10 protein-coding genes are annotated in these 13,429 nt (G+C 43.2%); all 10 read left to right on the top strand.

The features are described 5' to 3' along the window. Positions 1-614: 614 nt before the first annotated feature. The 10 genes from B2866_RS02425 (at position 615) to nrdB (ending at position 13,281) form a co-directional block, all read left to right on the top strand. Entirely contained in the window at positions 615-1,778 is a 1,164-nt protein-coding gene (locus B2866_RS02425; protein ID WP_296190362.1) for an outer membrane protein assembly factor BamD, read from the top strand. 176 nt (positions 1,779-1,954) lie between these two features. Next, a complete protein-coding gene (locus tag B2866_RS02420; RefSeq protein WP_296190359.1) occupies positions 1,955-4,144 on the top strand; it encodes a DNA primase in 2,190 nt (729 codons plus the stop codon). 620 nt (positions 4,145-4,764) lie between these two features. Further along, positions 4,765-6,684, top strand: coding sequence for an RNA polymerase sigma factor RpoD (gene rpoD / locus B2866_RS02415; RefSeq protein ID WP_193029956.1), 1,920 nt, complete (start codon positions 4,765-4,767; stop codon positions 6,682-6,684). Positions 6,685-7,054: 370 nt separating this feature from the next. Further along, the gene (locus B2866_RS02410; RefSeq protein ID WP_313474797.1) at positions 7,055-7,348 is read left to right on the top strand and encodes a DUF493 domain-containing protein; all 294 of its coding nucleotides are present in this window, start codon (positions 7,055-7,057) and stop codon (positions 7,346-7,348) included. 548 nt (positions 7,349-7,896) lie between these two features. Continuing rightward, on the top strand, positions 7,897-10,173 hold the full coding sequence (gene nrdA, locus B2866_RS02405; protein WP_296190351.1) for a class 1a ribonucleoside-diphosphate reductase subunit alpha: 2,277 nt from the start codon (positions 7,897-7,899) through the stop codon (positions 10,171-10,173). 75 nt (positions 10,174-10,248) lie between these two features. Beyond that, positions 10,249-10,977, top strand: coding sequence for a hypothetical protein (locus tag B2866_RS02400; RefSeq protein WP_296190348.1), 729 nt, complete (start codon positions 10,249-10,251; stop codon positions 10,975-10,977). Positions 10,978-11,149: 172 nt separating this feature from the next. Then, positions 11,150-11,401: a type II toxin-antitoxin system Phd/YefM family antitoxin gene (locus B2866_RS02395; protein WP_296190346.1), complete on the top strand. Its 252-nt coding sequence runs from the start codon at positions 11,150-11,152 to the stop codon at positions 11,399-11,401. Continuing rightward, entirely contained in the window at positions 11,391-11,678 is a 288-nt protein-coding gene (locus B2866_RS02390; RefSeq protein WP_296190344.1) for a type II toxin-antitoxin system RelE family toxin, read from the top strand. The genes B2866_RS02395 and B2866_RS02390 overlap by 11 nt, the downstream gene beginning before the upstream one ends. A 22-nt stretch (positions 11,679-11,700) precedes the next feature. Continuing rightward, on the top strand, positions 11,701-12,072 hold the full coding sequence (locus B2866_RS02385) for a hypothetical protein (protein ID WP_296190342.1): 372 nt from the start codon (positions 11,701-11,703) through the stop codon (positions 12,070-12,072). Positions 12,073-12,147: 75 nt separating this feature from the next. After that, positions 12,148-13,281, top strand: a complete 1,134-nt coding sequence (nrdB, locus tag B2866_RS02380; protein WP_068408171.1) for a class Ia ribonucleoside-diphosphate reductase subunit beta — start codon at positions 12,148-12,150, stop codon at positions 13,279-13,281. Positions 13,282-13,429: the final 148 nt, after the last annotated feature.

Raw genomic sequence — 13,429 nt, 5'->3', positions numbered from 1 at the left:
CAGCAGTCATATAGTCATAGTGTAACATGCCAAGCGCCTAAGCCCTACAGAAGCTGCGTGTTATCTGCGATTTTATCGTTACCCTCTTTTCAAAGGTGGTGAGTCGTGTTAAAAATCTATGAAAAGTGATAAAAATTAAGCCGCCAGCCGATGGCATGGTTTCGTAGATTAGCTCTCTAAAATATGACATGGCTGTAATTTACTGTATATTTGTCCTTGTCAGCCATATTCAATATCGCTCGTGACGACGGCTCATGCTAAACTACAAACCGAAGCCAACATACATAAAGCATTAGCCCTTTAACTACAAAATAGATAACGAAAAAATAGACGAAGCAGGCGTTATTCTATAAAGTAAGCGTTGTTTTGCTGTATGCTATGGCACTGATTTTTTAAAATAAGAACTTTTAAAATAATTTATTCTATTAATATGAGCAAAACGGCATTCGATAAAAACGATGTTAATAATGAGTGTGTTTATTGCTAGCGCTTACTTAGTAGCAAACCGTTGATGGATGCCGCCAGCATCGTTTTTTATTATTACCCTTATTACCCTTTTATAATTTAGCCTAATAGCGTCGCTGCTATTACGCGTCTTGTGTCGGAGAAGAAGTATGCAAGCTGTTGGCAATACGTTTATCAAACTGTCCTCAATCACCCTACTGGCGTTAAGCGTCAACTTGGTGGGTTGTCAAACGTTTAAAAACCTAACCGGCGGTAAAGACGTGGATGCGGTTGCCACTGCTGAGAAGTCTGAGCAAGGTTATTATAACGACGCCATCGCTCAGATTGATAAAGGTCGCTATACGCAAGCTATCGAAGATTTGAACAATCTGCGCACTTTTTATCCAACGGGGCAATATGCCGAACAAGCCTTGCTTGATGTGATGTACGCCCAATACGAAAGTGGAAAGTTCGAGGCGGCGGCTGCCAGTGCGGAGCAATTTATCAGCCTATATCCTTCTAATCCGCAAGTCAGCTATGCTTACTACGTGCGCGGCGTGGCCAATATGCAAGGCTCGTCTGAAGGTTTAAAACTGTTTAAGCTCAATCAAGCTGAGCGTGATACTGCGTATTTGCGTATTGCCTTTGCCAACTTCCAAGAGCTTATTAATAAATATCCCAACAGCCCGTACGCACCTGACGCCGCTCAGCGTATGACCTTTATCTATAATCAGTTTGCCGAAAGCGAGATGAGTGCAGCCAACTGGTATGTCGAACGCGAAGCCTATGTCGCTGCGGTAAACCGTGCTAAATGGGTATTCCAATATTATCCATTAAGTGAATCTGTGCCTGATGCCCTCGCCGTATTGGCTTATAGCCATGAAAAGCTCGGTCTTAATGACTTAGCAAACGAGTATAAAACGCTATTGCAAATCAACTATCCAAACATGCTCAGCGCTGATGGTCGCGTCAAACTCAACACCAAACGTGAGCGTACTCTATTTAATAAACTCACCTTTGGGCAATTAAACCGTTTTAATAAAGATACCTCGGTTGCAACAGGCAACTACAGCGGTGCTACCAAAACCCAAGTGATTCGCAATGCCAATCAATTAAGATTGCCAAGTGATAATGCGGCGGCAGCGAATGCTAACGCACCGCTAAATATGTCTCCTAAGCGTGCCAATAGCGGTATCAATGTAGGTTTAGGTTTGCCTGAAGCATCGACTGAGCGCGTGACGAGCCAATCGAGCACTGGTGATACTGCTAGAGAAGCCGATGTCGATCCACAAAACATGAACCCTGTACGCCGTACCACATTACCTGCTGAATAAGTTGATACTACTCGCGTCTATTTTAGACGCTTAGTACCTATCATCAAAAATAAGGTCAACGTTCTGTTGGCCTTATTTTTCTGTTTTTACTTCTTATAATTTTTATCTACTGTCAGTTTTTTCCTAGCTGATTGTCGATGCTTAATATAATTGACCTATGGTAAACTGTTTTTTGTATGAGCATTCCTAACCATATTCTCGAACAATTAAATAGCCAAGCTGACTTAATCAGTATCATTGGGCGTCATACCACGCTCAAACGTGCGGGTAGTGAGTACAAAGGCTGCTGCCCGTTTCATGGCGAAAAATCGCCGTCTTTTTATGTCAATCCACAAAAAAACATCTATCACTGCTTTGGCTGCAGCGTTGGTGGTAATGCCATCAGTTTTTTACGTGATTATGAAAACTTAACCTTTATCGAAGCGGTTAATGAGCTGTCCAAACAAACGGGCATTGAAGTCCCAAAAGACGAGCAGCAAAACGTCAGCTATCAGCGCGCGCCCGTTAAACCAAAAGCTAAGCCGCAAACCAAGCCAAAACCCGCTAGTCAGCCAGCAATATCGGCAGCAGAAACGCAGCAGCAAACGCCTAATAACCAGACAGCAGATGATAATAAGTCATCCATAAACATGCTAGCTGCTGACATGCAGCCGCCAACTTATAACAATAATTATGAAAGTTATCCGCCATTAGAGGCGTATGATTCGATTCCTTATACAGACGATGATTACGAAGTTCATTATCAAGGTGCTCACGATCAAGACGATAATAGTTATCCGCCTGCATGGTTGACCAGTGATGGTGCTACTGCTGATACTACTGCTCTTTATGATGAAACTAGCGTCTCTGATAAAGACGGCAATCTGTACGAGCTATTAGAGCAAATCCAGCAGTTTTATCAGCATAATATCACCACTCATCCGCATGCCAAGCATTACTTTTTATCGCGTGGTATTACTGAAGATATTTTTGAAACATTTGGTCTCGGCTATGCGCCCTTTGGTTGGCAGCATCTTGAGCATCAATTCCCGCAAGATATCGAGGGACTTAAAGCGCTAGGTTTAGTGCGCCAATCAGAATCTGGGCGCGATTACGACCTACTGCGTGACAGAGTAATTTTCCCAATTCGCGATAACCAAGGTCGCACCATTGGTTTTGGTGGTCGCGCGCTCGATGACGAGGTAAAACCCAAATATATTAACTCCTCTGACTCGCCCGTTTTCCATAAGCAGCATGTCCTATACGGCTACTATGAGTCTCGCCAGCAGCGTGCTGATAAATGGTTAGTGGTCGAAGGCTATATGGATGTCATTGCTCTGTATCAAGCGGGAATTTATGGTGCGGTGGCGTCGATGGGCACAGCGATTAATGAGAGCCAAATATCGCGGTTATTGACATTAAACCCTACCCTAACTTTGAGTTTCGATGGGGATAGTGCGGGTCAAAAAGCCGCTTGGCGTACCCTTGAAGTGGCGCTGCCTGTACTTGGCGATGATAAAGAGCTGCGGTTTTTAACGCTACCAAATAACCATGACCCTGATACTTTTATCAAAAGTCAGGGCGCAGATGCGATGCGCGAGCAAATCGCCAATGCCATGCCGCTATCGCAATATATATTTGCTTATTTGAGTGAGCGTTATGATCTAAGTCTGGTCGAAGGCAAAGCCAAGCTGATGTCACAAGTGCGGGCGTTGACCACTGCCCTGCCTAAAGGCAGCAGCTTTCGCTATCTGTTGAACAATGATATTTATCAAAAGCTTGGCGGCAGACGCAATCAAAATAAAGACGCAAGGGATGCACTGCTAGATTTCGATGGTGAGATGACCATCAGTCAGCAGCTGCAGCTGTGTTTTTTATTCCAGCCACGTACCTTAATTGATGACCCTATCGAAGCCATTTGGCAGCAAGCGGGTATTCATGAGCTGCAGCTACCAGCGCATATTAAACAAAAAGCCTCGGCCGATATACTGCGCCCGCTAGCCTGGGAAGATTTGCAAGATAATGCCTTGCTCGATATCGTCAGCACCATTAAGCGCTGTCTTAATTATCTACCAAAAGATGCCAATGCAGCGGCGCACTTTATTTTATCGAATGTCAAACCGAGCACGCAAGAAACGCTTAGCGGTGATTGGGGCGCCTTTTATAAAGCCCTTACTGCTCGTAATATCCTAAGTTTAGATGGCTTGGTCGAAGAGCTGGTCAGTCAACTTCTTGAGCGCCACATGAAGAAAAAAATTCAAGACTTGGTGAAAAACCCAGACAACATAAAATTGGCAATTGTCCGTAAGCAATCACAGTTATTAAACGACTGGCTACGCGAACAGCACGCGGAACGCTCAGCACAAATGGCGACGGTGAAATCTTAATAGCTAGGCAAAATTTTATTTATCATCGGTAGCCCTTTAAAACCGCAGCAGTTGCCCCCACTATTAATGATTATGCCCAGTTGCATATTGAGCGCCAAATCAAGCGCTGGTTAAAAAACGATAAAAACTTAATGGCTAAGAAATAATCATCCATACAGATAATAAATACCCACAAGATCCACTAGCTTGTGCTTGATGAGGCTGGTCTGTGTTAAACTGTGTCGCTGTATATTACTAGCCCGATTTAATAGATGACAATACGCCCATATTATTGAGTAGCATTTTTGGTGCAAACTCAATTTTAGCGAACAACTTTTAAAACGTTTTTTAGACTATTCACTTTAAATACCTTTAGGTTTTAAACCGCCATTTTAAGCAAGTCTCAGTAACGGTATTTTTTAGGTAAACGTGTTTTGACGTATTTTATGCAGGAACCATTTTTAGCAGTTTTTTAGTATGGTAATTGTAGTATTTTGAGCCTTTATTCATATCCACTCATTTTTGTTATTATTGACAACCTTTACGCCATATTTTGATGAATCGATTGATTATATCAACGCACCCCGTAAGCGTTAGCGAGTCACAATATAAAAATGTCCGATACAAGCAAGCGAGTATTTATGAACGATAAGTCAGTTTCTAAGTCCACATCTCAACTGGCCACCTTAATCCAAATGGGTAAAGAGCAAGGGTATTTGACCTATGCTGAGGTGAATGACCAACTGCCCGACTCTATTACTGAAAGTGATCAGATTGAAGATATCGTGCAAATGCTAACGGACGTTGGCATTAAAATTTTTGAATCTGCGCCCGATGCCGATGACATCTTGATGAACGATGATTCAAGCGATGATGATATGGCAGCCGATGAGGCCGCAGCAGTATTGGCCTCGGTTGAGACCGAGCCGGGTCGCACCACTGACCCTGTGCGTATGTATATGCGTGAGATGGGTACGGTTGATCTTTTGACCCGCGAAGGCGAGATTGCCATCGCCAAGCGTATCGAAGAAGGTATTCGTGATGTGCAGCATGCCATGGCTTACTGGCCGGGTACGGTACAGTTTGTCCTTGATGAGTATGAAAAAGTACAAGACGGCGAGAAAAAACTGTCTGACGTTATCACAGGCTTTTTAGACCCTGAAACCGAAGAAGATAAAATCGCCGCGCAAGAAGCCAAAGATGCGGCGAAAGAAGAGCGCGAACGTATCAAAGAAGAAAAAGAAAATCCGCCTGTCATCAAAGCAAAAGCCAATGCCAAATTAGCACTTGACGATGATGATGAAGACGAAGAAGAGGTTGAAGAAGAAGCCGAAGAAGAAACCGGCGGTATCGACCCAGAAGAAGTCCGTTTGCGTTTAGAAGAAATTGAGAACCTGTTTATCAAAGCCAAGCAAGCCTTGCTAGATTATGGCCGTGGTAGCGTAGAAGCTGAAGCAGCTTATGCCCTGCTTGCTGAGCGCTTTATGATGCTCAAGCTCAATAATCGCTTGTCAGACCAAGTGATGGCGATTATGCATGATGTCTATGACGATGTGCGTAAGCATGAGCGTCAAATCATGCGTTTGGTGATTCGCCGTGGCCGTATGCCGCGTGATGAGTTCCGTAAGACTTTCCCAAGCAATGAAACCAACGTTGATTGGCTGATTGAACGTATCAAAGGCAAGCCTGCGTTTGCCGGTACGTTAGAAAAAGTCGCCGATGACGTGATTTTATTACAGCGCCGCATTCGTGACTACGAGCAGCAGCTCGACATGAAAATCCACGATATGAAAGACGTTGCTCGTCGTATGGCTGTCGGTGAAGCTAAAGCACGCCGCGCCAAAAAAGAGATGGTTGAAGCCAACCTACGTCTGGTGATTTCTATCGCCAAAAAATATACCAACCGTGGTCTACAATTCTTGGACTTAATCCAAGAAGGTAACATCGGTCTGATGAAAGCGGTGGATAAATTTGAATACCGCCGTGGTTATAAGTTCTCAACCTATGCCACTTGGTGGATTCGTCAGGCAATCACTCGCTCTATCGCTGACCAAGCGCGCACCATTCGTATCCCTGTGCATATGATTGAGACCATTAACAAAATAAACCGTGTCTCTCGTCAGTTGCTACAAGAAATGGGACGCGAGCCGACGCCTGAGGAATTGGGCGAACGTTTAGAGATGGATGAAGTCAAAGTCCGTAAAGTGTTAAAAATTGCCAAAGAGCCTATCTCAATGGAAACGCCAATCGGTGATGATGAAGACTCGCACCTAGGCGATTTCATCGAAGATGGTACGATTTCAAGCCCAGTTGACGATGCGACAGCGGCTGGCCTTCAAGAAGCCACGCGCGATGTCTTGAGCAATCTGACTGAGCGTGAAGCGCGCGTGCTTAAAATGCGCTTTGGTATCGATATGCCAACCGATCACACGTTAGAAGAGGTCGGTAAGCAGTTTGATGTCACGCGTGAGCGTATCCGTCAGATCGAAGCAAAAGCACTACGTAAATTGCGTCATCCTTCACGTTCTGAGCATCTGCGTTCATTCTTAGAGAATGACTAATTTATCTAGACAGGATTCATTGTCTAAAAATCTCTTAACGTCACATCAAAAAAGCTGAGCATGTCTCAGCTTTTTTGTGGCTGCCAAATATTAATTCGCTATCTTTGACATCGCGTGATTGTTAAGAATATGTTGTCATCTGCATTCTAGCTCTTGAATAATAGGCCTAATGCCCTTATAAATAGTCAATAAAGCGCTTAGCCAAATCACTCATATCTTAATAAAAAATAAGGACCACATCATGACTGATGATCCAAAAGACACCACTACTCCAAACACTGACAACTCGAGCACCGAAAACCAAGGCAACAATGCCAGTCAAACCTCTAAAAGAGAAGTTAAAGTGACAGAATTGGTCGCCAATGACGGTATCTTAAAAGGCAAAAAAACCGACGTGCAAAACCCTGAGCTGTGGCAGTTCCCAATGAACTACCCGCTTAGCATCATCGGTCACGAAGGTGAGCATGACAGCTTACTTAATGAAGTGAAGCTTATCTTGGGTAGCCAGTTCCCTGAGTTTGATTTGGCCTCTATGGAAGTCAAACCATCGAAAACGGGACGCTTCCATTCGGTACGTGCCAATTTATACTTAACCACCGTTGAGCAAGTGAACACGCTTTATGCGGCGCTTGATAATGCAAAAACCGTACGTATGGTGGTTTAACGGCAGTTTTGTAGATTTAAAAAAATCCAGCTCATTTTTCATCCGAATCGTCACTCATATGGGTGGCGATTTTTTATTGTCTGCGGTACAATCTCCACCCGAAATATAACTGCTATTTAGACAATTTGCCCTTATAAATTTAGCCAACAATAAAAAGTAAATTCGCGCCATTTTTTACAAAACTTTTATTATTTTCCTTATCGGCGTCTAACCCTTATCCCATCGTCCTTTGCCAAAATTTGGACACGCTTTACCCTCGCATCAACATAGTTTACCCTTAAAATCAATATAGCATTTTCAAAATTTTCCCGCTATATTGTGTCCACCTGCTAACAAATACGCTATATGTAGTGCTCAGTGATTTAAACCGTCACTATGAGCCGCGGCATCGTTTTGCCTAAAAAAACTACCATGACAGGATTTCTTGTCTTAAAACAGATAGCGTCTGAAAGATAGCGTGACAAAGTATGTCTGCCAGTCTTAACCGCGCAGCAGCCTATAAAGCAACATTATAAATAACTACCTAGCAATCAACTTACGAGGTCAGCATGACACATATCGATAATATCAAAGTAACCAAACGTGATGGACGTTTAGAGCCCATTGATTTAGACAAGATTCACAAGGTTATCGAGTGGGCAGCTCATGATTTAGATAATGTGTCGGTATCGCAAGTTGAGCTAAAGTCGCATATTCAGTTTTATGACGGTATCAGAACGCGTGATATTCACGAAACCATCATTAAGTCAGCCGCTGATCTTATCTCTGAGACCACGCCTGACTATCAGTATTTAGCCGCGCGCTTGGCCATCTTCCATTTACGTAAAATTGCTTATAACAAATTCACTCCGCCGCATCTGTATGACCATGTCAAAACGTTGACCGATGCTGGTAAATACGACGAACATATCCTAGCCGACTATAGCCGTGCGGAATTTGATGAATTAGAAGAATACCTCGACCACTGGCGCGATATGAATTTGGCTTATGCTGCCGTTGAGCAAATGGCGGGTAAATACCTCGTGCAAGACCGCGTGACCAAGACCGTTTACGAGAGTCCGCAGTTCTTATATATGCTCGTTGGTATGTGTTTGTTTGCCAATTATGACAAGGGCGAGCGCTTAAGCTATGTCAAACGCTTTTATGATGCGACCTCACAATTTAAAATCTCGCTACCAACGCCTATCATGTCAGGTGTACGTACGCCGTCGCGCCAGTTTAGCTCGTGCGTCCTAATCGAATGTGGTGATAGCCTAGACTCTATCAACGCCACCACCAGCGCCATCGTCCGTTATGTGTCGCAGCGCGCTGGCATCGGCATCAACGCTGGTCGTATCCGCGCCCTTGGTAGCCCTATCCGTGGCGGTGAAGCCCAGCATACTGGCTGTATTCCCTTCTACAAACTGTTCCAAACGGCGGTGAAATGCTGCTCACAAGGCGGCGTCCGTGGTGGTGCAGCGACGTTGTTTTACCCATTATGGCATTTAGAAGTTGAGTCATTGTTGGTGCTAAAAAACAACCGCGGCGTTGAAGACAACCGTGTCCGTCATATGGACTACGGCGTTCAGTTAAATAAAACCATGTATACCCGTTTGATTAAAGGTCAAGATATCTCGCTGTTTTCACCGTCTGATGTCCCAGGCTTGTATGATGCGTTCTTTGAAGATCAAGACAAATTTGAAGCGCTCTATACCAAATACGAGAATGACCCTAACATTCGTAGCCGTCAAATTCCAGCGACAGAGCTATTTAGTCTGATGATGCAAGAACGCGCCAGCACTGGTCGTATCTATATCCAAAACGTCGACCATTGCAACACCCATAGCCCATTTGACGCCACAGTTGCACCGATTCGCCAGTCAAACCTATGTATGGAAATCGCCCTACCGACCAAGCCACTTGATAATATCAATGACGAAACTGGCGAGATTGCCCTTTGTACGCTATCAGCGGTTAACCTAGGTAAAGTTGAAAACGTTAGCGATATCGAAGAGCCAGCCGAACTAATCGTCCGCGCCCTTGATGCCCTACTCGACTATCAAGACTATCCTGTTAAAGCCGCTGAAAATGGCAGTATGCGTCGCCGTACCTTAGGTGTTGGCGTGATCAACTATGCGTATTATTTAGCCAAAAATGGCGTGCGCTATTCAGACGGCAGCGCGCTTGGTCTAACGCATCAAACCTTTGAAGCGCTACAGTACTATCTCTTAAAAGCGTCAAACAAATTGGCAAAAGAGCAAGGTGCGTGCCCTGCCTTTAATGAGACGACTTACTCGCAAGGTATCTTGCCGATTGATACCTATAAAAAAGACTTAGATAAAATCTGCCAAGAGCCGCTACATCTCGATTGGGAAACGCTACGCACTGAAATCACCACTCATGGTCTGCGCAACTCTACCCTAACTGCATTGATGCCGTCTGAAACTTCTAGTCAGATCGCCAACGCGACCAACGGTATCGAGCCACCACGAGGTCTGGTGTCTATCAAAGCATCAAAAGATGGCATCTTAAAGCAAGTGGTGCCTGAAATTGATAAGCTAAAAGATCAGTACGAGCTACTATGGCAAATGCCGAACAATGACGGTTACCTAAAGCTGGTCGCTATCATGCAGAAGTTCGTCGATCAAAGTATCTCTGCCAATACCAACTATGACCCAACGCGCTTTGATGGTCAGCGTGTACCGATGAAGGTATTGCTAAAAGACTTGTTGACGGCGTATAAGCTTGGCGTGAAGACTTTGTATTACCATAACACCCGTGATGGTGCGAATGATGCCCAAGCGGATATGGAAGATGATTGTGCTGGCGGGGCTTGTAAGATTTAAGCAAGTGATGAATGGCGGGTTTGGCTTTTGGGTTAAGCCCGCTGTTTATTCTTATCTACAAGGTACTGGAATCATATGAATGCATATACCGAGTATCAGATAAAAAACTTCTATGAGAAATACAAGGATCAAACTTTCGATCAAGACAATATAGCGCTTTTTATTACTGCAAGTCGAGATGGTACTAATCATGGAAGTATTTTTAAAGAATTAGGAGACTTTATAGCGCATCCTAATCTTAAAGATCGTGGAATGGCAATTAAGAATCTCAAACCTGCTATCAAATATTTTGAAGAAAATACTGGTGATATGCTGGGTGGTAAACGACCAACGATAGAAGTACCATTTTCGATAGGCTTTAACAATGAAATCTTAGATGAATTGTATTCAGTTTTTGGAATGGTCGGGATTTATCCTCTTTCTAGAAATATACATAGCCCGTCTTTTAGAGACTTTATTTTTTGTTTAATTTTTCTTCTAGGTAACTTCAAGCTGAAGTTAAATAAAAAAACTTGTCCATTAGTAGTCACGTTTTCTGGAGCCTTAAGTTTAACCGTTTTCTATCCTAGCAATAAATATCCAAAGTATTTAGCAGAATTTACTTTAGTTTTTTTGGGAAATGTCTATACAGGAGGACTACCTAGCTTTTATAAGAAAAAGTTGGATGGACATATTGCAAGAAGACTATTTGATGGAAGTCTTGCTGCTATACCCTACGAATTTGATAAAGAGTGCTACCTACTTGGTGAAGAACCATTTCCTAGAGGTATAGGCTTACCACTGGAAAGAAAGCAACAATCGTAGGTTGATTGGAGTTTGCGACACCCAACGATTGTAAATAAGTAATTCGTTAAGTCTCATTTTTCAACACCAACCTACTCACAGTTTTTTAAATAAATAGATTAACAATTAAGACCTAATTTTCGTGCTAATATTAGCCCTATATTTAGAGCATATTTTTAGCGGAGAATGAGTCATGCAACCAATATTTGCGACACAGACAGCCAGCATCTCAGAGCTGAAAAACAATCCTTCGGCACTGATTAAACAGTCGGATGGTGAATCCATTGCTATTTTAAATCATAACAAACCTGTGGCTTATTTAGTTTCAACAGATATGTATGAGCGCATGATGGAAGCGATGGACGATATGGCATTAAGTCAAACCGTTGACGCACGTATGAATGACGGGCAAGTACCTGTAAAGGTAACGTTGGATGACTTATAATCTTGAGTTTCATCCTTTAGCATTAAAAGAATGGAAAAAGTTAGCGCCTAGTATTCAGCAGCAGTTTAAGAAAAAATTACAGCAGCGATTGTTAAACCCTCGTGTTCCTGCTTCAAAACTTTCAGGACATGCAGACGCCTATAAAATCAAACTACGCACCATCGGCTATCGTCTGGTTTATACCGTCAAAGATGACGTGATCGTGGTTTATGTACTAGCAGTAGGCAAAAGAGAGAATAACAAAGTATATGAAAGCCTTGTGTCGCGCCAACCATAATTGAAACACAGACAGAATAAAAATGACGGAGGTCATAGACGTGCAATATACCGCAATCATCAAAGACGGTGGTTTGTTTATCCCTAACGTATTTTCCGACCTAAATGATGGTGGCTCGCATATCGTGCAAGTAGCAGTCGATATCGAAGAGGTTCGTCAGCAATTAGATAGTAGCGCAGTAGAAAAGATGGACGCGCCAAGACCAGCAAAAAAACCCGTTAAAAAGCAGACAAAAAAAGAAGTTCAGAAAGCCGCAGAGGTAGAATTAAGTACGCTGCGTAAAAGTGCTATCGATGAGCTAGAAAGCTTAGACGATAGTGAGCTTAGCGAGATTTTTAAAGCGTATATGAATGATGGACAAGAACCAACGCAAATATCTTTAGAGAACCTATAACGCTGTTTTGCCAATATCTTATAACCGTATTTTAAACTTTTGATTCACAACTGTAGCACTTATAAAGGTGGAACTATGACTTACTCGATTTTTTCTCAAACGCCAAACAATGCGCTAACAGAGCCGATGTTTTTTGGTCAGCCGGTCAACGTGGCGCGTTATGACCAACAAAAACACCCTATCTTTGAGCAGTTGATTGAAAAGCAGCTGTCGTTCTTTTGGCGTCCAGAAGAAGTCGACGTCTCAAAAGACCGTATCGATTATGGCAACCTGTCGTCGCATGAACAGCACATCTTTATCAGTAACCTAAAGTATCAGACCCTACTCGACTCTATTCAAGGTCGTAGCCCAAACGTGGTGCTATTGCCGCTGGTGTCAATTCCTGAGCTTGAGACGTGGATTGAGACTTGGACGTTTTCTGAGACCATCCACTCGCGCAGCTATACCCATATCATTCGTAATATCGTCAATGATCCCGGCGTGGTCTTCGATGACATTATGCAAAATGAGCACATCTTAGAGCGCGCCTCTGATATCGCCAAGTACTACGATGATTTGTACTACGACTCACAGCTTTACAATATGTATGGCGCAGGCACGCATACCGTCAATGGTAAAGAAGTGACGGTTAGCTTAAAATCGCTGAAAAAGCAGCTGTATTTATGCTTGATGGCGGTCAACGTCTTAGAAGCCATTCGTTTTTATGTGTCGTTTGCCTGCTCGTTTGCCTTTGCTGAGCGCAAGCTGATGGAAGGTAATGCCAAGATTATTAAATTAATCGCTCGTGATGAGGCGCTGCATTTAACTGGGACGCAGCATATCCTAAACTTGATGCGTAATGGTCGTGACGATCCAGAAATGGTCGAGATTGCCAATGAATGTTTCGATGAAAGCATCGAAATCTTTACCAAAGCGGCGCAGCAAGAAAAAGAATGGGCCGGTTATCTGTTTAAAGACGGCTCAATGATCGGCTTAAATAAAGATATCCTTTGCCAATATATTGAATATATCACCAATTTACGTATGGAAGCGGTTGGCTTGCCAGTCGCGTTCCCGAACTCAAAATCAAACCCGATTCCATGGATCAATACTTGGTTGTCGTCTGATAACGTGCAAGTTGCGCCGCAAGAAACCGAAATCAGCTCATACTTGGTCGGTCAAATTGATTCAGATTTATCAAATAGCGATTTTGACGACTTTGAGCTTTAAGAGCTTTGAGCTCTAAACCTTAAGACGTTTAACTTTAAGCTCATGAATGTCATGGCTTAATCTTACTATTTTAAGATTAGGCCACTACCGTTTTAGCAAGATTTTATGATTAAAAAGTACTATTAAAACCCCACTCTCAACTTCGAAA

Origin of the sequence: Psychrobacter sp. UBA3483 (genome assembly GCF_002377905.1) — a bacterium.
Lineage (GTDB): Bacteria > Pseudomonadota > Gammaproteobacteria > Pseudomonadales > Moraxellaceae > Psychrobacter.
Note: the sequence above shows the minus strand (reverse complement) of the source record. Positions and strands in the feature narration are given on the sequence as shown.

Excerpts from the sequence above, each read along its gene's own strand:
- B2866_RS02390 (WP_296190344.1), top strand. The coding sequence starts at position 11,391 with ATGACTTATAATCTTGAGTTTCATCCTTTAGCATTAAAAGAATGGAAA.
- B2866_RS02420 (WP_296190359.1), top strand. The coding sequence starts at position 1,955 with ATGAGCATTCCTAACCATATTCTCGAACAATTAAATAGCCAAGCTGAC.
- rpoD (WP_193029956.1), top strand. The coding sequence starts at position 4,765 with ATGAACGATAAGTCAGTTTCTAAGTCCACATCTCAACTGGCCACCTTA.
- B2866_RS02400 (WP_296190348.1), top strand. The coding sequence starts at position 10,249 with ATGAATGCATATACCGAGTATCAGATAAAAAACTTCTATGAGAAATAC.
- B2866_RS02395 (WP_296190346.1), top strand. The coding sequence starts at position 11,150 with ATGCAACCAATATTTGCGACACAGACAGCCAGCATCTCAGAGCTGAAA.
- nrdB (WP_068408171.1), top strand. The coding sequence starts at position 12,148 with ATGACTTACTCGATTTTTTCTCAAACGCCAAACAATGCGCTAACAGAG.
- B2866_RS02385 (WP_296190342.1), top strand. The coding sequence starts at position 11,701 with ATGACGGAGGTCATAGACGTGCAATATACCGCAATCATCAAAGACGGT.
- nrdA (WP_296190351.1), top strand. The coding sequence starts at position 7,897 with ATGACACATATCGATAATATCAAAGTAACCAAACGTGATGGACGTTTA.
- B2866_RS02425 (WP_296190362.1), top strand. The coding sequence starts at position 615 with ATGCAAGCTGTTGGCAATACGTTTATCAAACTGTCCTCAATCACCCTA.